General features: G+C 57.7%; 17 protein-coding genes. 6 read left to right on the forward strand and 11 right to left on the reverse strand.

Annotation, left to right across the window (positions count from 1 at the left end; genetic code table 11):
• The first annotated feature begins 52 nt into the window (after positions 1–52).
• Positions 53–1,063, forward strand: a complete 1,011-nt coding sequence (gene pyrD / locus BS300_RS00780; RefSeq protein ID WP_071910087.1) for a quinone-dependent dihydroorotate dehydrogenase — start codon at positions 53–55, stop codon at positions 1,061–1,063.
• 89 nt (positions 1,064–1,152) lie between these two features.
• Entirely contained in the window at positions 1,153–1,689 is a 537-nt protein-coding gene (locus tag BS300_RS00785; protein ID WP_071910089.1) for a cell division protein ZapC, read from the forward strand.
• 254 nt (positions 1,690–1,943) lie between these two features.
• On the opposite strand, the gene BS300_RS00790 is transcribed toward BS300_RS00785, so the two are convergent.
• The 9 genes from BS300_RS00790 to BS300_RS00830 all read right to left on the reverse strand — a co-directional run bounded on the left by BS300_RS00790 (position 1,944) and on the right by BS300_RS00830 (position 11,952).
• Complete coding sequence (locus BS300_RS00790) at positions 1,944–3,542, reverse strand: methyl-accepting chemotaxis protein (RefSeq protein ID WP_239693782.1); 1,599 nt, start codon at positions 3,540–3,542, stop codon at positions 1,944–1,946.
• Between the two features lie 108 nt (positions 3,543–3,650).
• On the reverse strand, positions 3,651–4,880 hold the full coding sequence (locus BS300_RS00795; protein ID WP_071910091.1) for an EAL domain-containing response regulator: 1,230 nt from the start codon (positions 4,878–4,880) through the stop codon (positions 3,651–3,653).
• Positions 4,881–4,891: 11 nt separating this feature from the next.
• Entirely contained in the window at positions 4,892–5,962 is a 1,071-nt protein-coding gene (locus BS300_RS00800) for a chemotaxis response regulator protein-glutamate methylesterase (protein ID WP_041207785.1), read from the reverse strand.
• Positions 5,959–6,822 carry a protein-glutamate O-methyltransferase CheR gene (locus tag BS300_RS00805; RefSeq protein ID WP_043850788.1) on the reverse strand — a complete coding sequence of 288 codons (864 nt, stop codon included), beginning with the start codon at positions 6,820–6,822 and terminating at the stop codon, positions 5,959–5,961. The genes BS300_RS00800 and BS300_RS00805 overlap by 4 nt, the downstream gene beginning before the upstream one ends.
• Positions 6,822–7,355 carry a chemotaxis protein CheW gene (locus BS300_RS00810; RefSeq protein WP_033113544.1) on the reverse strand — a complete coding sequence of 178 codons (534 nt, stop codon included), beginning with the start codon at positions 7,353–7,355 and terminating at the stop codon, positions 6,822–6,824. The genes BS300_RS00805 and BS300_RS00810 overlap by 1 nt, the downstream gene beginning before the upstream one ends.
• A 10-nt stretch (positions 7,356–7,365) precedes the next feature.
• Complete coding sequence (locus BS300_RS00815; protein ID WP_071910093.1) at positions 7,366–9,042, reverse strand: methyl-accepting chemotaxis protein; 1,677 nt, start codon at positions 9,040–9,042, stop codon at positions 7,366–7,368.
• A 43-nt stretch (positions 9,043–9,085) separates the two neighbouring features.
• Positions 9,086–11,260 carry a chemotaxis protein CheA gene (locus tag BS300_RS00820; RefSeq protein ID WP_071910095.1) on the reverse strand — a complete coding sequence of 725 codons (2,175 nt, stop codon included), beginning with the start codon at positions 11,258–11,260 and terminating at the stop codon, positions 9,086–9,088.
• Positions 11,247–11,567 (reverse strand): STAS domain-containing protein, encoded by a 321-nt coding sequence (locus BS300_RS00825; protein ID WP_071910097.1) that lies wholly within the window; start codon positions 11,565–11,567, stop codon positions 11,247–11,249. Before BS300_RS00825 ends, BS300_RS00820 begins: the two co-directional genes overlap by 14 nt.
• Before the next feature lie 16 nt (positions 11,568–11,583).
• On the reverse strand, positions 11,584–11,952 hold the full coding sequence (locus BS300_RS00830; protein ID WP_041207780.1) for a response regulator: 369 nt from the start codon (positions 11,950–11,952) through the stop codon (positions 11,584–11,586).
• A 250-nt stretch (positions 11,953–12,202) separates the two neighbouring features.
• On the opposite strand from BS300_RS00830, the gene rlmKL reads away from it, so the two are divergent.
• The 4 genes from rlmKL (at position 12,203) to rmf (ending at position 16,932) form a co-directional block, all read left to right on the forward strand.
• Positions 12,203–14,380: a bifunctional 23S rRNA (guanine(2069)-N(7))-methyltransferase RlmK/23S rRNA (guanine(2445)-N(2))-methyltransferase RlmL gene (gene rlmKL, locus BS300_RS00835; RefSeq protein WP_071910099.1), complete on the forward strand. Its 2,178-nt coding sequence runs from the start codon at positions 12,203–12,205 to the stop codon at positions 14,378–14,380.
• Complete coding sequence (locus tag BS300_RS00840; protein WP_041207778.1) at positions 14,380–14,610, forward strand: glutaredoxin family protein; 231 nt, start codon at positions 14,380–14,382, stop codon at positions 14,608–14,610. Before rlmKL ends, BS300_RS00840 begins: the two co-directional genes overlap by 1 nt.
• A gap of 73 nt (positions 14,611–14,683) precedes the next feature.
• Positions 14,684–16,594, forward strand: a complete 1,911-nt coding sequence (locus tag BS300_RS00845) for an ABC transporter ATP-binding protein (RefSeq protein ID WP_071910100.1) — start codon at positions 14,684–14,686, stop codon at positions 16,592–16,594.
• Positions 16,595–16,755: 161 nt separating this feature from the next.
• On the forward strand, positions 16,756–16,932 hold the full coding sequence (gene rmf / locus BS300_RS00850) for a ribosome modulation factor (protein ID WP_010674759.1): 177 nt from the start codon (positions 16,756–16,758) through the stop codon (positions 16,930–16,932).
• Positions 16,933–17,019: 87 nt separating this feature from the next.
• Here the strand turns inward: rmf and fabA are convergent, their stop codons facing one another.
• Positions 17,020–17,580, reverse strand: coding sequence for a 3-hydroxyacyl-[acyl-carrier-protein] dehydratase FabA (gene fabA, locus BS300_RS00855; protein WP_033113552.1), 561 nt, complete (start codon positions 17,578–17,580; stop codon positions 17,020–17,022).
• A 76-nt stretch (positions 17,581–17,656) separates the two neighbouring features.
• Entirely contained in the window at positions 17,657–19,633 is a 1,977-nt protein-coding gene (locus tag BS300_RS00860) for a Lon protease family protein (protein ID WP_071910102.1), read from the reverse strand.
• Between the last annotated feature and the right edge of the window lie 43 nt (positions 19,634–19,676).

Genomic DNA, 19,676 nt, shown 5'->3' on the forward strand with positions numbered 1-19,676 from the left:
CATAACACCCAAAGCCCCGGCCAGTTGCCGGGGCTTTCTTTAAGGAGCAAAGATGTTGTACCCCATCGCCAGGCATTTCCTGTTCAAACTCAATCCGGAACAGGCTCACGATCTCTCCATGAAATATTTGCCCCGCCTTCTCGGTACGCCACTCGATTGTTTCTTCCGCCAGAATTTGCCGAAACGCCCCGTCACTGTTATGGGGCTTTCTTTTGCCAATCCGGTGGGGTTGGCGGCCGGTCTGGATAAAGATGGGGAGTGTATTGATGCATTGGGGGCCATGGGATTTGGCTTTATCGAGGTAGGTACCGTTACCCCCAGACCGCAAAGCGGCAATGACAAACCGCGCCTGTTCCGGGTTATTCCAGCAGAGGGGATCATCAACCGGATGGGATTCAACAACAAGGGGGTTGATCATCTGGTCGCGCGGGTCAAAGAGGCCAAATATCAGGGGGTAATTGGCATCAATATCGGCAAAAACAAAGATACACCCATCGAGCAGGGCAAGGATGATTACCTCTTCTGCATGGACAAGGTGTATGACCATGCCGGTTATATCGCCGTCAATATCTCATCCCCCAACACCCCGGGTTTGCGTTCGCTGCAATATGGCGAGGCGCTCGATGAATTGCTCGCCGCGCTGAAAACCCGCCAACAAGAACTGGCTGCCCAATATAAAAAATATGTGCCGCTGGCGGTAAAAATTGCGCCGGATTTGAGCTTCGAGGAAATAGATCAGGTTGCCGCTTCGCTGGTTCGCAATGGCATCGATGGTGTCATCGCCACCAATACCACCCTCGAGCGCGAGATGATTTACGACATGCCCCATGCCGGTGAGGCGGGTGGCCTGAGTGGTCGTCCGCTGCAGCACAAGAGCACCGAGGTGATCCGTCATCTGGCCAAAGCGCTTGATGGCGCTCTGCCAGTTATCGGGGTCGGTGGTATCGATAGTGCCATGGCGGCGCGGGAAAAATTGGCTGCCGGAGCCAGTCTGGTACAAATTTATAGCGGTTTTATTTATAAAGGGCCGGGTCTGGTCAAAGAGATTGTGACCAATATTTAAGAAATAGTTGGGGAGCCCTTTATTTGACGTTGCTGATTTCCTGCATATGGAATAAAGTCAACTGGTAATTATCAAGTAAGGGCTCCCGCATGCTTATCCAACCGACCGATAGCTGGCAATGGCACTATGATGCCCAGAATGACCGTCTGATGTTGGACCTGTCTGATAACATGCTATTTGCCACCGAATATAAAGGGCGGCAATTGGTACCCAGTTCATTTACCACCCAGCCTTTTTGTGTCGATGATGCGGCGCTCTATTATCAATTGATGGATAAAGCGGCAGAACTGGCGTGGAGTATTCCTCATCAGGTTCAGTTGGTACTTAATGCCATCGCAGTGAGCCGTTTTTATAAACCCCTGATGCCACAAAGCTGGTTTTTTGGTGAACAACACTCGGTTATATCGCCACAAAATGGCGATCTGGTCTGGATGAATACACCCCACGGCAGAGGGGAGTTTATGGTCATTGAAGCGGGCGACCAGGCGAGTGTCTGCATGAACCTGACTCAGGATTTTGTACTGACAACCAGCAAAACCTTGTCCCGTTTTGGCGTTATCAAGGTGATGAATAACCGGATGACCCCTCGTATTGTCCTGACCGAGCAATATCGTCAGGTCAGCTAAAATCGTCAGGTCAACTAAAAGCGGCGCCCTGTCGCCGCCATTCTCAGTTCCATTTATCTGCCTCTATTTCCTCACAGTGTTACCCCGTTATTTGCTTATATTTCATTTTCCCGGATAGTGATGCCGCCGTTGTTTGGCAAATGGCTTGATTGCGTGTCTGGTAATCGAGACGGGGCGTTGCCCTGAGTGAAGTTGAAATAAAAAAGTGGCGGGATTGCCCGCCACTTTGCATCTGATCCTGTTTTGATCCCCTCTTACACCTTGAAGAAGCGGATCCCCTCGTCGAGCTGTTTGATGATGTCGGTCAGCTGGGAGGCATCGTGGTTGACGCTCTCGGCGGCCGAGACGTTTTCCAGCGACATCTGGGTGATCTCCTCGACCGACTGGGCGATCAGCTGGCTGGCTGCCGCCTGCTCATGCAGCATGGAGCTGATCTCCTGAATAAGGCCCACCACCTTGCGGGAGCTCTGATCGACCTGCGCCATGGTGTGGCTGGAGTTGTCGGTAGTCTCGCGTACCGTGCCCATGCTGTCGGAGCAGGCGTTCATCCCCTTGACCGCGCCGGTTGCCCCCTGCTGGATTGACTGGAGCATCTCGTTGATCTCCTGGGTGGCCTGCGTGGTGCGGGCCGCCAGCGTACGCACCTCGTCGGCAACGACCGCAAAGCCGCGGCCCATGTCGCCAGCCCGGGCGGCCTCGATAGCCGCGTTGAGCGCCAGCAGGTTGGTCTGATCGGCGACCCCCTGGATCATCACCGAGATCTGGCTGATGCGAGTGATGTCATCAAACAATCCCTGTACCTGTTTGGCGGAATCGTTGACCGCATTGGTAACGCGCACCACCTCCTGTGACGCCCGCTTGACCTGCTCCTCACCGGCGTGAGCGATTTCACCGGACTCCATTACCACGCTGTTGGCCTGATTGGCAAAGGAGGAGAGCTGAGAGACCGAGGTGGTCAGCTCTTCTACCGATGCGGCTGTGTTGGCGGTCGCCAGTGATTGCTGCTGGGAGCTGGTGTTGACTTGCTGCGCTGCGGCAACCAGTTGGGAGGAGCTGGCCGTGAGCCCTTCGGCGGCTTGCTGCATGGTGGATACGATGTTGCGCAGGCTGCGGCGGGCATTGCCCATGGAGATCTGCATCTGGGTGATCTCGTCTTGCCCGTCACGATTATCACTGCCAGTGAGATAACCGGCGGCCAATTGTTTCAATTCTTCCATGATGTTGCCAAGCGGCGGGTTGATGCTCTGACTAAGCAGCCAGCCAAGCACTACCGAGAGGGCGACCGAAATGGCGATGATGGTGTAGGTCGCTGTGGTGATATCGGCGACGATCACATCGCTATCGTCATAGGCTTTTTTAGCCAGCCCCTGGTTGATATCCACCAGCTTGCTGAGGATGTCATCGACGACCTGAAAGGTCGCAGCTGCTTCACCCTTCATCAATTTGACCGCGCTGTCGTTATCATTGACGTAGCTGGCCGCCATCGCTTTTTTGGCCGCCTCTTTGTAAAGGGGCCAGGCGCGATCAAAATCTGCCAGCACCACTTTTTCCGGTTCGGTCAGTTCGGTCGCTCGATATTGGTTGAGCAGCTCGTTCATCTTCTGCTCGTAGCCATCCATTTTATGAGAGATGGCATCCATGCCCGGTTTGGTTGGCTCAATCACATAATCAAACAGGGAGCGGTTGTGATAAATAGCCTGCATATTGGCGTTGGATAGATCCTTTATCGGGACCAGCATGTTGAGATACATGTCATTCAACATGTCGTTGACGGTTGCAGTATTTTGCTTGCCGTAAAATCCCACCCCGATCAGGATCAGGTTGACTAGCAAAAAGGCGAGCATTAGTCGCATTTTTATCGATACAAGACGGATCAGATTTATCATATAGAGCCTCATGCTGATGTATTTGCATTCCATGCCGAAATTACACGACACCTTAAATTTAAGTTATTTTCCCAATCAGGGTTGGTCTGCCGGATAAATAGCGTTTTTTGCCTGCCACTCGCCGAACCAGTGTGCAATCTGTTCAACCGGCAGCGGGCGACTGATGTAATAGCCCTGGGCTAAATCACACCCCAGCAAGGCCAGCTGATCCCAATCCTCTTCGCTCTCAACTCCCTCAGCGACGGTTTTGAGCCCCAGTTTCTGGCTCATCACAATGGCGGAGGTGAGGATGGCCAGCTTCTTGGGGCTGGTATGGGCATCGTGGACAAACTCCTTGTCTATCTTGATTTCGGTAAACGGGCAGCGGGACAGCTGCTTCATCGAGGAGTAGCCGGTGCCGTAATCATCCATTGCCACACCGAAGCCACGCAGCCGCAGGCGGGCGAGGGTACCGAGCGACACGGCGAGGTTGGACATGAAGGTGGTCTCGGTGACTTCGATGATAATCGCCTGACAGGGCAGGCGATGGCCCTGCACGACCTCTACCATGGTTTCCACCAGCTTGTCGGTCGTCAGCAGTGAGACCGGCAGGTTGATGGAGCAGCTGAGCTGGCCGGTTTGCAGAGTGAGTTTGTTGAGTGCCTCGCAGGTGGCATGCAGGAAGGCGTAGAAAAAATCGAGCGCCAGCGGCCCCTCTTCCAGATGATGAACGAAACAGACCGGGGGCAGGGTGCCATGCTCGGGGTGATGCCAGCGCACCAGCGCCTCGAAGCCATAGAGGCTGGCATCGCTCATGGTGATCTTGGGCTGCAAAAAGGGAACCAGCTGGCCTTGCTCCAGAGCATGGCGGACATCGTCGCTGGTGAAGGTGAGCTGCATCCATTTGTTGCTCTCCCGATGGACCCGCGGATCGCAGTGCTGCAACATGTTGCGCAGATCCTGGGCTCTGAGCGGTTTGGCCAGTACGCCGATCACCTCCAGCGTGCCGGCATCGGCGATGGAGTGGATAACATCCAGCACATCCCGATCCACGGCGCTCATCACGGCGACAAACATCTGATAGCCGGTGTGCTTCTCCAGCTGGCTGATGAGCTCGACCCCATCCATGCCCGGCATGTTGAGATCGGTCAGCAGCAGATCGACATGCTCCAGTTGCTGCAGCTTGTTGAGGGCATCCTGACCATCGTTGGCCAGATGGATCTGGCCAAAGCCCAGCTCTTGCAGCAGACAGGTCACCTCATACTGCTGGGTACGGGAGTCATCGACCACCAGGGCGCTGCGGCCCTGCCATTGTTCTAGGGACATGGTGGTTCCTCTCAATCGGGACGGCCAAGCGTCTGGGTTATCTGGGCAAGGGACATCACTTCATCGATCCCGCCATGGGCGATTGCCTCTTTGGGCATGCCAAAGACCACACAGCTCGCCTCATCCTGTGCGATGGTGCGAGCGCCGGTGTCATGCAATTCGCGCATACCGCGGGCGCCATCATCCCCCATGCCGGTCATGATGACGCCAAGGGCGTTATGACCGGCACTGACCGCCACCGAGCGAAACAGCACATCGACCGAGGGACAGTGACGAGAGACGGGGGGACCCTCTTTCACCTCAGCCAGATATTGGGTTCCGCTGCGCTGGATCAGCAGATGTTTGCCACCGGGGGCGATCAGCGCTACCCCGGGCAGCAGGCGATCGCCGGTGGCCGCTTCTTTGACTTCGATCTTGGAAAGGCCGTTCAAGCGCTCCGCAAACGAGGCGGTAAAGCGCCCCGGCATATGCTGCACGATGGCGAGCCCCGGGCAGGTGACCGGCAGTCGGGTCAGCAGATACTCAAGGGCCTGGGTGCCGCCGGTGGAGGTGCCAAGGGCGATGATCCGGTCGGTAGTGCGAAATTTGACCCGCTCCGGCGGGGGCGAGAGCATGGCATCGGCGGTGCGCTTGGGAGGGGGAGTAAAACCGGGTTGCTGGTGGTCTGGCAGCAGGTTGCGCAGCTTGGCGTTGACGGCGGTACGGATCTCCTGGATCAGCTCGTTGGCCGATTGCTGCAGGAAGTTTTTGATGCCGACAGCGGGCTTGGTGATGATGGAGATGGCACCGGCAGCCATGGCATCCAGGGTAATGGTGGCGCCCTCTTCGGTCAGTGAGGAGCAGATGATGACCGGCGTCGGGCGCTCGCTCATGATCTTGCGCAGGAAGGTGAGGCCATCCATACGAGGCATTTCGATATCGAGAATGATCACATCCGGCCAGCTCTTCTTCATCTGCTGCATGGCGAAGATGGGATCGAATGCCGCCCCCATCACTTCGATATCGGCGGCCTTGCCCAGCATCTGGGTCAGCACTTCCCGCACCAGTGCCGAGTCGTCCACGATCAATACCCGTATGGTCATGTTTCATCCTTGAAAAGCTGAGGTTGGCAGCGATAGCGCGAAGGGGCCTCCTGCACCAGTGGCAGATCCTGCTGACGGATGATCTCCGAATGGCCGACCAGCAGATAACCACCGGGCCTGAGCAGCTCACACAATTGAGAGAGCACCTGGCCTTTGGTCTCTTCGTTGAAGTAGATAAGCACATTGCGCAAAAAGATGACGTCGAACTCCCGCTCGATAAAGTTGCTGCAGGTGAGCAGGTTGAGGTTGGAGAATGACACTTTTCTCGCCAGCTCGGGTCTCACCCGCACCTTGCCTGCATATTCGTCGTGACCGCGCTGGAAATAGCGCATCCAGAGGTGGGGCGGGACATGCTGGGCCCGCTCCACGGCATAGATGGCACGTTGGGCAAAGGGGATCACCCGGGTGTTGATGTCGGTGCCGTAGATCCGCCAGCGCTCGTTGATGCCGAGCTGTTCGGCCAGCACCATGGCGGCTGAGTAGGCCTCCTCACCGGTGGAGCAGGCGGCAGACCAGACCCGCAGTGGTTGATGGCGGCTAGCGTGCAGTTGTTCGGCATGGTGTTTGAGCCAGCTGAAGTGTTGTGCCTCGCGGAAAAAATAGGTTTCGTTGGTAGAGAGCAGGTTGATGGCGAGCTGTCGCTCCTGCACATTCTGTGGCTGGTTGATCCGCTCCCAGTAGCCGTAGTAGCTGGTGAGATTGAGCGCCCGCAGCCGCTTGGCGAGGCGGGATTGCACCAGCGCCCGCTTGCAGGGAGCGAGATCGATGCCGGCGGCGGTGAAGATAAAGCGCCGGAACAGTTCGAACTCTCTTTGAGTGAGCACCGGCCCCTGATCCGGGGTGGTGAGGGATGCCGCCACTAATAGCCCCCTTGCTCGCTGTTGAAGAGCTGGCTGGTGGTGGCCTCGGCCATGGCGCTCAGCTCGGCGATGGAGAGCGCCTTGTGCATGTCGAGCAGTATGGCGAACTGCTGGGCGATGGTGACCACCCCCTGGATGAAGTCGCCGCGAATATGGGCGCCAAAGGTCGGGGCCGGCTCTATGGTGTCGGTGGCAATCTCCAGCACCTCGCAGACGGAGTCGAGCAACATGCCGATCTCCTGCTCTTCGCCATTGCTGTTGGGCAGCGAAAGGATTGCGACACAGGTGGTGGGCTGGATCGGAGTCTGCCCCCGACCAAAGCGGATCGAAAGGTCGATGACCGGCACCACGGCGCCCCGCAGGTTGATGATACCCCTGACAAAGCGCGGCATCATGGGCACCGGCGTCATCCCCTCGAACTCGATGATCTCGCGGATGCAGCCGATATCGACCCCGTATAGCTCCCCTCCCAGCATGAAGGTCACGCAGTGGAAGTGGGAGGTGACAGTATCAGGGGCATGTGTTGTGCGCATTGGGCTGCTCCTAATAGTTGCTGAACTTGCCATCGTCCACTTCCCGCTCCAGATCGTCGTCATGGTGCAGGTGCTGGCTCAGCGTGCTCTTTTTCGGGATGACCGGTCTGGCACTGTAACCGGCAGCATGAAACTGGGTGGGCTGACGGTTGTTGCCACCGCGCAGGGTGAACTGCCGCATCAGCTCCTGCAGCTGCAAAGCGGTGGAGCTGAGCTCTTCCGAGGTCGAACTCAGCTCCTCGGCCGAGGCAGCGGAGGCCTGCATGCCATCACTGATCTGGGTCACCGCAATATTGATTTGGGAGACGCTGGCCCGCTGTTCACGGGAGGCCGATGCGATCTCCTGCACCAGAGTGGCAGTCTGATCGATCCCCGGCAGCATCTCCCGCAGCAGGGTGCCGGCCTGTTCGGCGACGCTGACCGAACGGCCAGCAAGCTCGCCAATCTCCTTGGCGGCATTTTGCGAGCGCTCCGCCAGTTTGCGTACCTCGGCCGCCACGGTGGCAAAACCCTTACCGTGTTCACCGGCGCGGGCCGCCTCAATGGCGGCGTTGATGGCCAGCAGATCGGTCTTGTTGGCGATGTCATTGATGACGGTGATGCGCGAGGCGATCTCCTTCATGGCGTGAACCATCTCGCCTACCGCCTTGCCGCTTTCGGTGGCACTGCTGGCCGCCTTGGTGGAGATGTTCTCGGTGACCTTGGCATTGTCGGCGTTCTGGCTGACGGTGGCCGCCATCTCCTCGACGGAGGCGCTGGTCTGCTCGACGCTGGAGGCCAGTTCGGAGGAGGTTTGCGACAGCGAGTTGGCGGTGGCAGCGACCTGTTCAGAGGCCGAGCCGATGGCCTCTGACATGGCGCCCACCTCGTTGAGAATATCGGAGAGGCGATGAGCCATGCTCTTGATGGCAAAGAGCAGGCTGCTGCTGTCATCGCTGCGCAGCTTGACCGGGGTCGAGAGATCCCCAGCGGCGACACGGGAAACCACCTGCACGGTATAGGAGGGGTCGCCACCCAGCTGGCGCAAGATGCTGCGGGTGACCAGCATGGCCAGGATGAGACAGATAACAAAGGCAGTGCAGGAGATGAGGATCAGCAGGCTCAGGTTGTCCTGATAGATATCTTCACTCTCTTGCAACGACTGGGTGGCGAGGCGGTCATTGATATTGACCAGCTCGGTCAGCAGATCATCTGACTTGTCAAAGGCTGGACGGCCTTGCTCGGCCATGATCTGGGCGGCCTTCTGGTTGTTGACATTGTCGCCGGTGTCCGACTGCGCGGTGCGCATGATGATATCGGCATAGGACTTGTAGGTGACCCAGGATTGATCGAAGCGGGCCAGCGCATCGATTTCCGGTTGGGTCAGATAGGTTTTGCGATAGGTATCGAGCAGTTTGTTGAGCTGACTCTCGTAACGCAGGATGTTGCCTGCGTTGAGCTTTCTGCTCTCCTCCTTGGTCTCCAGCACGTAGCGATAGAGAGCCCGGTTCATGTAGATCGCCTGCATGTTGGCGTTGGCCAGATCCCGAATGGGCACCAGTTGGTTGGCGTGCATGTTTTTAACCAGTAGTGCCATCGTTTTGGTGGAGTAGTAGCTGGTGACGGTCAAGGTCACCAGCAGCACCATCAAAATGGAAAACGAGAGCACCAGTTTTGTTCTGACTTGCAAGTTGTGAAACCAGTCCATGGTTTTGACTCCGTTAAAGCGGTTGATAACAGTATGTGGTCAATCAGGTTCGGTTGCCGGAGATGGCATCTGCATGCTGATGGATCAAGTGCAACTCTCGTCGTCTGGCCAGCTCGATAAGCTGTGGCACATCAAGAATGAGGGCCGGCTGGCCATTGCCCAAAATGGTTGAACCGCTGACATATCGCAGCGTCCTGAACAGCTCTCCGAGTGGTTTGATCACCGCCTGCACTTCGCCAATCAGACGATCCACCACAATGCCAGCGCGGTTGTCGGCATAGTCGACGATAACGACAAACTCGGGCTCGTCGGCGGGGGGAAGGGCAAACAGCTCGCGCAGCACGATAAAGGGCACCCACTCGCCGCGGATATTGATCTGGCGCGAGGGGGTATCGAGGGCATCCGGCGGCAGATCAATGCACTCGAGCATCATGTCGAGGGGGATCACCAGAGAGGAGTGATCCACCTCGATGCGAAAACCGTCGATGATGGCGAGGGTTAGCGGGAGCCGCAGGCGGAAGGTTGTGCCGCGGCCAGGATGGCTCTCGATGGTGGTCTCGCCCCGCAGGGACTCCAGATTGCGTTTGACCACATCGAGCCCGACACCGCGACCCGAAAGATCGCTGACACCGCTGGCGGTTGAGAAGCCGGGTTGGAACAGGAACTGGAATATCTCCTGCTCGCTCAGGATTTTTCCCTCCTGAGCCATGCCCATCGTCTGGGCCTTGGCCAGGATCTTGTCGCGATCGATGCCGCGACCATCGTCGCTCACTTCAACCACTACGGCGCCTGCGTCATGATAGGCGTTCAGGGTGACCACGCCGCCAGCCGCCTTGCCAGCCTCAAGGCGCTGCGCCTCATTCTCGATGCCGTGATCGACCGCATTGCGCACCAGATGCATCAGGGGATCGGTCAGCTTCTCGACCATGGATTTGTCGATATCGGTTTCGGCGTTGTTGATGTGCAGGCTGATGTTCTTGCCGGTCTGCTGGGAGAGTTCGTGCACCAACCTCGGAAAGCGGTTGAAGATCTCGTTGATGGGCACCATGCGCAGGGTAAGGGCATCATCGCGGATCCCCTCGACCAGGGTGTTGACCGCGGCCACCGATTCGACCAGCTCGGCATCTCCTCGCAATCTGGCCTGCAAGGTTGTCGCTGAGGTGGCGATCACCAGTTCGCCGACCCGGTTGATCAGCCGGTCGAGCTTCGCCGCCTCAATGCGAATGTAGTGTCCCTCACTGCGCAGCGGGGCTGGCTTGGGCTGAGGTGTTACCGGCAGTTCCGGCTCTGGATGTGCAGGTTGTGAAAATGATGCTGAAGGGGCGGCGGATGCGCTGTCTGTTTCGCTGGTTTGGCCACGGCGATAGTCGCCCCGTTCAATGGCGGCCGCCTCTTCACGGCTCAGGACGTCGGCTGCCTCCCAGCGGGCAAGCTGGGCCGTCAGTGGTTCGTTGCGCCACTGGGCCAGTCGTTCACCTTGCGCCGCAAACTCGGCGAGATCCTGATGAGGCGTCAGCAGGCAGATGATGCTGGCATGAGCCACAAAATCGAAGGTACTGCGGATCCGCTCGGGAGATTCGGCACTGCGCAGGCCAATTTCATAGCCAAGGAAACATTCGGTCGGATCGAGCAGCTGTAGGGGAGGCCATTCGTGCCAGACCGGTTCGATGAAGACGATCTCGCCCAGATTGCCGAGATAGCGGATAAAGGCCAGCAGGTCGAAGCCATCCTGATAAAGCGCGGGATAAAAACGCACAGAGAGATGCCAGCGCTTGAGATCCTGCGACGAAGTTACGTTCTGTGGCGGCACTACGACAGGGTGAGTTGGCAAATTTTGATGGCCTTGCAGTTGGGAAAGCAGGGCCAGGATCTGCTGGGTTTCGGTCTGCGGCAGCTCGGGGTTGTGCTCCGCCCCTTGCAACAGGTCGCGTAGCTGATCATTGCAGGCCAGCAGCAGGTTGATCAGATGCTCATCGAGCTGCAACTCGCCGCTGCGAAGCCGTGCCAGCATGTTCTCCATGGCGTGGGCGAAGCGTACCAGCATGGTGAGGCCCAGCATGCTGGCTGAACCCTTGATGGTATGGGCGGTACGAAACATCAGATTGTAGGTTTCGGGATTGGCCGGATAGCTTTCGCGATCAAGGAGCGCCTGCTCCAGATGATCACACTGCTCGTAGGCCTCCTCGAAAAAGAGGGTGCGCGCTTTATTGACGTCCATCTGGCCCCTCCGCTCTGGTCAGGGAAGAAAGCAACCCGAGCTGGCCCAGCGCCAGTTCGGCTTCACTGCCATCTCCCGTCTTGATCCGCAGCCGCTTGCCCTGGTTATTGGCCTCTTGTTGGAGTAGGGCGACAAGCTGGGCGCCGCAGCTATCGAGTACTTCAAGCTGGCTCAAATCCAGCAGGGCAACAGGAAAGTTGAGCAGACTGAAGAGATCGTCTTGCAGCTCTGCCACCGTCATGATGGTGAACTCCCCCGTGAGAATGGCAGTCGGAGGGGCGTGCATAATATCCAGTTCAAAACTCATACCTTGTGCTCCCGTATCATGGTTGCACCACCTTGTAGACATCATCGATAAGCTTCAGCGGCTCGAATGGCTTGGTCAGCCAGACACGGGCGCCGGCATCGAACCCCTCTTGGCGGATCTCGGGCGAGTCTTCCGTCGTCAGCATGATGAACGGGATATAACGGGTGGTTGCCTGTGCCTTGAGATGGCGCAGCAGTGTCATCCCGTCCATGCCCGGCATGTTGAGATCGGAGATGATGAGATGTACCCGCTGGCCATCGAGGCGGGAGAGGGCCGCGTTGCCATCATCCGCTTCGATCACGCTAAAACCGGCGCTTTGCAGCGTCATGGTAATGGTGGCTCTGATGCTGGCGGAGTCTTCCACAACAAGGATGGTTTTGGTCATAAGGGTGACTCGTTCACTGGCGTTATTTGTATCCGGGTAACATGGGTCGAGGCTTCCTAATTGTTGTCCAATAAGTTGATGTGTGTGGATTTTTTAAAACTGGATCGACGTGTGCAGGAGAAAAATCGGGGAAGGGGGGGACTGGCGGTTTTTAAGGTTCTACGGAAAGGGGTCAATAGACGCTTGTTACACCGTATCTCCTGTCATTGTCAGCCACTTTTGCATGCTCAGAGTGACCTGATGAGGTATAATGCGGGACTATTTTTATGGGTTCCCCGTGAGCGTGATGAAAGATTTTTTTGCAACCTGCCCCAAGGGGCTGGAAAACCTGTTGGCCGACGAGCTGACCAATCTGGGCGCAGAGCAGGTCCGTGAGACCGTGGCTGGCGTCCACTTCAAAGGCGAACTGGCGGTGGGCTACAAGGCCTGCCTCTGGAGCCGTCTGGCTTCCCGCATCGTACTGGTGCTTTCCGAGTTCCAGATGAACGACGATCTGGATCTCTATCTGGGTGCGCATACCATCCCCTGGGAAGAGCACTTCTCCGGCACCGCCACCATTGCGGTGGACTTTACCGGTACCAACGCCTCCATTCGCAATACCCAATATGGCGCCCTGAAGATCAAGGATGCCATCGTCGATCGCTTTACCAAGCGCGGTCATGTGCGCCCGGACGTGGACAAGAAATCGCCGGATATTCGCATCATGGCGCATCTGGGCAAAGGCAAGGCCAATATCACGCTGGACTTGTCAGGCCCGGCGCTGCATCAGCGTTTCTATCGTCAGGGCACTGGTGAAGCACCGCTCAAAGAGAACCTGGCGGTCGCCATGATTGCTCGTAGCGGTTGGGCCGGCGAGCCCATGATGGACCCGATGTGCGGCTCAGGTACGCTGTTGATTGAAGCGGCCTTTATCGCTGCCGACATGGCGCCGGCGCTGCGCCGTGAGCGCTTCGGTTTTGATCGCTGGCTGCAACACGATAGCGAGCTGTGGCAAAGCCTGATGATGGAAGCGCAAGTGCGAGCCAAACGCGGCATGCAGCGCTGCGAGGTGAAACTGTTTGGTTGTGATGCCGATTCGCGCGTGCTGCTCAAAGCCCGTGATAACGCCAAAGCCGCCGGTGTCGCCCATCTCATCACCTTCAAGCAGGCTGATGTCACCAAGCTGGAAAACCCGTTGCCGATGCCGGCTGTGGAAGGGGAGGCTCGTCAGGTCGGTATGCTGATCTCCAACCCGCCCTACGGCGAGCGTCTTGGCGAATTCCCGGCGCTGCTGGAAGTGCATCAAGCCCTCGGCGATGCCCTGCGTCGCAGCTTCCAGGGGTGGAGAGTCTCCATTCTGTCCGCATCTCCCGAGCTGCTCAGCTGTCTGCGCCTGCGCGCCGACAAGCAATATCGCCTGTTCAACGGTGCCCTTGAGTGTCAGCTGCGTAACTACCAGATCGCGCTCGATGCCGTCGCCTCGCAAAAAGAGGTGGCGCAGGACTTTGCCAACCGTCTGCGCAAGAATCTGAAGGCGCTCGAGAAGTGGGCCAAGAAAGAGAATCTCGACTGCTACCGTCTCTACGACGCCGACCTGCCTGAGTACAACGCCGCCATCGACCGCTATCAGGACTATCTGGTGGTGCAGGAGTACGCGGCGCCCAAGGATATCCCCGCCCAGAAGACCCGTCAGCGTCTGCTCGACATGGTGCAGGCCGCCATCAAGGTGACCGGCATGGACGGCGAGAAGGTGATCCTGAAAGTGCGCGAGCGTCAGGAGGGCAAGCAGCAGTACCAGAAGCTCTCCGAAGAGCAGCACCGGATGGAAGTGCAGGAGTACGGTGCCCGTCTGTGGGTCAACCTCTACGACTACCTCGATACCGGTCTGTTCCTTGACCACCGTCAGACCCGCCGCATGCTGGGTCAGATGGCCAAGGGCAAGCGCTTCCTGAACCTCTTTGCCTATACCGGCAGTGCCACCGTGCACGCGGGTCTTGGCGGTGCCAGTGAAACCACCACGGTGGATATGTCGCGCACCTACCTCAACTGGGCACAGGACAACATGCGTCTCAACTCGCTGGTGGGCCGGGAGCACAAGTTCGTGCAGGCCGACTGCCTGAAGTGGCTCTCTGAAGCGGACGAGCAGTACGACCTCATCTTCATCGATCCGCCCACCTTCTCCAACTCCAAGCGGATGGACGAGAGCTTCGACGTGCAGCGCGATCACCTGCTGCTGATGCAGCACTTGAAGCGGTTGCTGGCCGCGGGTGGCACCCTGGTCTTCTCCAACAACAAGCGCCACTTCAAGATGGATCTGGCCGGTCTCGAGACCATTGGTCTCAAGGCACAGAACATCACCGGCAAGACCCGGCCGAAGGATTTCGAGCGCAACCAGCACATCCACAACTGCTGGATCATCACCCATGCCGATAGCGAGGTTGAGGCCTGATGCTGACCCTGTTTCACACCGACGGTTGCCACCTGTGCGAACAGGCGTGGGCGCTGGTGGAGGAGGCGGGGGCAGGCGATGTGACCCGCCGCTGCGACATCATGGACGATGCCGGCTGGCTTGAGGCCTATCGGGTGCGTATTCCGGTGCTGCGGGACGAGGCAGGCCGCGAGCTGGGCTGGCCCTTCACACTGGTGGAGCTCAAGGGCTGGCTCGCTCGTCAGGGTTGATTTGTGATTTGACGATGAAACGGGGGCAGACCCAGTCTGTTGCCCGTTTTTTCATATGAGATAAGGAACGAACATGGCTCTTTTAACATTGCACGGCGGGTGTCTGTCGTTCAGTGATTTTCCGTTGCTCGACAAGGCCGAGCTGACCATCGAGCGAGGCGAGCGCCTCTGTCTGGTGGGCCGCAACGGGGCGGGCAAGTCCACCCTGATGAAGGTGATTGCCGGCGAATTGCCCCTCGATGATGGCCGTCTGGTGTTGCAGCAGGATCTGAAAGTGACTCGTCTTGAGCAGGATCCGCCCACCTCGAGCGAGCTCACCGTGTTTGATTACGCCGCCGAAGGGCTGGCCGGAGTCGGTGAGCTGCTCAAGCAGTATCACCACGTATCCATAGCGCTGGCGAGTGACCCGTCCGATGCCAACATTCGCAAGATGAGCCAGCTGCAGGAGCAGCTCGATTATCAGAATGGCTGGCAGTACGAGACCCGCATCAATCAGGTGCTGACCCTGCTTGGTCTTGATCCTGACGTGACCCTCGACAGTCTCTCCGGTGGCTGGCTGCGCAAAGTAGCGCTGGCCCGTGCATTGGCCTGTGATCCCGATCTGCTGCTGCTGGACGAACCGACCAACCACCTGGATATCGAGGCCATCAACTGGCTGGAAGAGTTCCTCAAGGATTTCCGTGGTGCCATCGTGTTTATCTCCCACGACCGTGAGTTTATCCACAAGCTGGCGACCCGGATCATCGACTTGGATCGCGGTGTGATCACCTCCTGGCCGGGTAACTATGACGAGTACCAGCAGGGCAAAGAGGAGTGGTTACGGGTCGAAGAGCTGAAAAATGCCGAGTTCGATCGCAAGCTGGCTCAGGAAGAGGTGTGGGTACGCCAGGGGATCAAGGCGCGCCGTACCCGTAACGAGGGGCGAGTGCGCGCCCTCAAGGCGATGCGCATGGAGCGTACCCAGCGTCGCGAACTGCAGGGCAAAGCCAAGCTGCAACTCGATGAGGCGAGCCGCTCCGGCAAGCTGGTATTTGAGGCGGAAGGGCTGGGGCTCAACTTTGGTGATCGCACCCTGTTCGAGGGGCTGGATCTGCAGGTGCTGCGTGGCGACAAGATTGCGCTGGTCGGCCCCAACGGTTGCGGCAAGTCGACCCTGATCAAGCTGTTGCTGGGCCAGCTAGATGCCACTCGTGGCTCGGTGCGTCAGGGCACCAATCTGGAAGTGGCCTACTTCGATCAGTACCGCGAGCAGCTCGATCCCGAGCAGACGGTGGTGGACAACGTCGGGGAGGGCAAGCAGGAGGTGATGGTGCGCGGTCGCTCCCGCCACATCCTCGGCTACTTGCAGGACTTCCTGTTCGAGCCCAAGCGGGCCAGAACGCCGGTCAAGGCGCTCTCTGGCGGTGAGAAAAACCGACTGCTGCTGGCCAAGCTGTTCCTTAAACCCAGCAACCTGCTGATCCTCGATGAACCGACCAACGACCTCGACGTCGAGACTCTGGAGCTGCTGGAAGAGCTGCTGGCGGACTATCCGGGTACTCTGCTGCTGGTCAGTCACGATCGTCGTTTCATCGACAATACGGTAACCGGTTGTTGGCTATTTGAAGGGGATGGCCGCATCAGTGACTACGTGGGCGGCTATGCCGACATGATGGCGACCCGTGAGCAGCAGCGTGCTCAGCAACAGGCCAAGAGCACACCGGTCAAGGCTCCCGAGCCGGTAGCCACAGTGAGCGAAGCACCGAAGAAAGGCAAAAAACTCTCCTACAAGCTGCAGCTTGAACTGGATGGTCTGCCGGCGCGTCTTGAGCAGCTGGAAGCTGAACTTGACGCGCTGCAAGGGGAGATCAACCAGCCCGGTTTCTTCTCCCTGCCAAGCGAGCAGACCCAGCCCAAACTGGCCGCATTGAGTGCCGCCGAGACAGCGCTGGAGGAGGCATTTGCTCGCTGGGAAGAGCTGGAAGGACTCAAAAATCAGGAATAAGTTTCCTGTAATTTAAATTTAATTGAGTTCAGTGCCTTATGTCACAGAGGGGGGTTAGCATGGAAATTTTTGTTTGACCCTCCCTCCCTGCTGGGGTAAAGATGAAAGCGACCGATGAAGAATTGGTCGCTTTTTTTGTTCCACGAAGAGGGTCGTAGATGATGAAGAGACAGAAACGGGACCGTCTGGAAAGAGCTCGTGCTCGTGGTTATCAGGCTGGCGTGGTCGGCAAACAGAAAGAAGCGTGTCCGTATCAATGTCTGGATGCCCGTGGGCACTGGCTTGGTGGTTGGCGAGATGCCATGGAAGGGCGGGGCTCAGGCCTCTTCATGAAGTAAGTTACTTCATTACACTCATTACAAAAGGAAAGGGGCCGTCGTGGCCCCTTTGCGTTGTGGCTTTCGCCACATTCAGAGTCACATCAATCAGAATGCGGTGGTGTCCTGGAACAGGCCCACTTTCAGGTCAGTTGCGCTGTAGATGGGGCGACCGTCAACTTCAACGACACCGTCGGCAATGCCCATCACCAGTTTGCGGTTGATGACCCGCTTGAAGGTGATCTTGTAGGTCACTTTCTTGGCGGTCGGCAGGATCTGGCCGGTAAATTTCACTTCACCGACACCCAGCGCACGGCCTTTTCCCGGGCCGCCTTTCCAGCCGAGGAAGAAGCCAACCAGCTGCCACATGGCATCCAGACCGAGACAGCCTGGCATCACGGGATCACCCGGGAAGTGGCAATCGAAGAACCAGAGATCGGGGGTAATGTCGAGCTCTGCCAGGATCTCGCCCTTGCCGTGCTCGCCACCGTTGTCATTGATCTTGACGATGCGATCCATCATCAACATGTTGGGGGCGGGCAGCTGACTGTTACCCTCACCAAAGAGTTCGCCACGGCTGCAAGCCAGCAGCTCTTCACGGGTAAAAGAGTTCTTGCCCTGTTCACACAGGGAAAGGCGGGCTTCCAGGGTCGAATTGTCTACGGTCACGCTGAGTTTCCTTCAAATGAGTAAAGCTGCGCCAATTTAGCGTACAGATGTGCGCTAAACAACTCCGATCACTTCATTAGCGGCCAAACAGCCGATCAAGAAGGGCGCGTAGCAGCCCGACTTTCGCCGTGCTGCCGTTCAGCTCATCCAGTCGCTCCTGAATGCGGCCGAACAGGGTATCGGGCATGTCAGGCTCACCCGCCACACAGCCAGTCAAGAGCTCGATGGCCTCTTCCACATGATCCACTGGGTGGATATGGAACTGACCCGCTTCAACGGCGGCGATCACCTCATCAGAGAGGTTAAGCTGTTGGGCGTTGGTGCCGGGCAGCAGGATGCCTTGTTTGCCGGTCAGACCGTGGATCTTGCACACCCGGAAGAAGCCTTCGATCTTCTCGTTGACGCCGCCAACGGCCTGCACATTTCCAAACTGGTCGACCGCACCCGTTACCGCAAAGTGCTGATAAATGGGCTGGCGGGCGAGGGCAGAGAGCAGGGCACACAGACCGGTCAACGAGGCGCTGTCACCATCAATTTCATGGTAAGACTGCTCGAACACCAGATTGGCGGAGAGAGGAGAGGGGTTCTCTGCGCCAAACTTGTTGGAGAGGTAGCCGTGAATGATCATCATCGCCTTGGCATGGATGTGGCCGGCCAGCTCCGCCTTGCGTTCGATATCCGCCACGTCGCCATCACCCAGATGAACGGTGGCGGTCAGACGTACCGGTTCACCGAAGTCATATGGGTGACCGGAGACCTGAATGACGGAGAGACCATTAATTTGGCCAATCTCTTCACCATCGGTCTGCAGCAGGATCTGCCCATCGATAACCCCCTGATCGGACTGTTCGACCAGATAGTTGAGGCGGTAATCCTGCTCCTCAAGCGCACCGCGGATATGCTCGTCGGTGACGACCTCCGCTTCCAGCTCGCGTGCCAGACTATCAGCCATCCGCATGATGGCGGAGAGTTGCACCTCGGAGAGGGAGAGCCACTCTTGATGATCGCACAGACGGCTGGCGTGCCGGCATAGCGCGGCGAGGGCGGCAGGAGTGAAGTCCAGCAGTTCCCAACGCTCGCGCAGCCAGGCGAGATATTGCAAAAACTCCTGCAGATCTTCTTCGATGTTCACTTCAGAGACCAAGTCAGCGCGCAGGAAGATACGCTCGGACATATCCCGATCCAGCATCTGGAACTCGGCCACATCGAGACGATCACCCACCAGAATGAGCTTGAGCTTGATGGGGGTCGCTTCCGGTGTGAAGAAGGGGGTCAGCGTCTTGCCTTCCTGATAGGCGTTCCAGTCCAGCTCGCCTTTTTGCATGGCATTTTTGAGCTTGAACCAGAGGTGGGGCTGATCGAGCAGTTCATCCAGTTGCAGGATCAGATAGCCGCCGTTGGCCTGACGTAGCAATCCGGGTTCCAATAGGTGCTGGTTGGCATAGACGGAGCCTTGCTCGGTCTGGTAGTTGATGGAGCCAAACAGGGTATCCCAGTTGAGGTCGCGGCCGTAGATCACCGGCGCTTCCTGCTCTTCGTGGTGAATGAGCAGATTGATCAGCACCGGATGCTGGAACTCCAGACCCAGAGCGACATGGGCAGACAGATCGGAGAGGAAGTCATCGATCTTGGGATCGTTGTTCTGCTTGCGCATGATGCGGGTCACCAGACGCTCGGCATCGAGGTGATGGCTCATCAGCTTGAGCAATTCACCAACCATCTCGCAGAACTCGATACCTGTGCCTGGTTGCAGGCGCAGCCAGATTGGTTTGAAGGGGTTGTTGAGGTTCTCGGTATAGCAGAGGTCGAACAGATCGCCATCCTTGCCGTTGGAGGCGGCAATCAGGGTACGGCAGACATCTTCGTAATCGGCGCCGGGAAACCCGTTGAGCAGCATGACCGGGCAGTCGCCATCAAAACTGGCTAACCGTTTGATGGCAGAAATGGCTCTGGGTTGCAGCGCAGCAAACGGAATGGGTTCTAACTCGCTGAGGGTTGGAAACTGTTCAATAGCAAAAGCAGGTTTTAATTGTTCTGATGTTAATTCAGCCACTTAAGACATCCGGTCGGAGAGAGGATCAATTGTTGCCATTATA

Source organism: Aeromonas sp. SCS5 (assembly GCF_001887375.1).
Classification (GTDB): Bacteria; Pseudomonadota; Gammaproteobacteria; order Enterobacterales; family Aeromonadaceae; genus Aeromonas; species Aeromonas jandaei.

Excerpts from the sequence above, each read along its gene's own strand:
- pyrD (WP_071910087.1), top strand. The coding sequence starts at position 53 with ATGTTGTACCCCATCGCCAGGCATTTCCTGTTCAAACTCAATCCGGAA.
- BS300_RS00785 (WP_071910089.1), top strand. The coding sequence starts at position 1,153 with ATGCTTATCCAACCGACCGATAGCTGGCAATGGCACTATGATGCCCAG.
- BS300_RS00790 (WP_239693782.1), bottom strand. The coding sequence starts at position 3,542 with ATGCGACTAATGCTCGCCTTTTTGCTAGTCAACCTGATCCTGATCGGG.
- BS300_RS00795 (WP_071910091.1), bottom strand. The coding sequence starts at position 4,880 with ATGTCCCTAGAACAATGGCAGGGCCGCAGCGCCCTGGTGGTCGATGAC.
- BS300_RS00800 (WP_041207785.1), bottom strand. The coding sequence starts at position 5,962 with ATGACCATACGGGTATTGATCGTGGACGACTCGGCACTGGTGCGGGAA.
- BS300_RS00810 (WP_033113544.1), bottom strand. The coding sequence starts at position 7,355 with ATGCGCACAACACATGCCCCTGATACTGTCACCTCCCACTTCCACTGC.
- BS300_RS00815 (WP_071910093.1), bottom strand. The coding sequence starts at position 9,042 with ATGGACTGGTTTCACAACTTGCAAGTCAGAACAAAACTGGTGCTCTCG.
- BS300_RS00820 (WP_071910095.1), bottom strand. The coding sequence starts at position 11,260 with ATGGACGTCAATAAAGCGCGCACCCTCTTTTTCGAGGAGGCCTACGAG.
- BS300_RS00825 (WP_071910097.1), bottom strand. The coding sequence starts at position 11,567 with ATGAGTTTTGAACTGGATATTATGCACGCCCCTCCGACTGCCATTCTC.
- BS300_RS00830 (WP_041207780.1), bottom strand. The coding sequence starts at position 11,952 with ATGACCAAAACCATCCTTGTTGTGGAAGACTCCGCCAGCATCAGAGCC.
- rlmKL (WP_071910099.1), top strand. The coding sequence starts at position 12,203 with ATGCGGGACTATTTTTATGGGTTCCCCGTGAGCGTGATGAAAGATTTT.
- BS300_RS00840 (WP_041207778.1), top strand. The coding sequence starts at position 14,380 with ATGCTGACCCTGTTTCACACCGACGGTTGCCACCTGTGCGAACAGGCG.
- BS300_RS00845 (WP_071910100.1), top strand. The coding sequence starts at position 14,684 with ATGGCTCTTTTAACATTGCACGGCGGGTGTCTGTCGTTCAGTGATTTT.
- rmf (WP_010674759.1), top strand. The coding sequence starts at position 16,756 with ATGAAGAGACAGAAACGGGACCGTCTGGAAAGAGCTCGTGCTCGTGGT.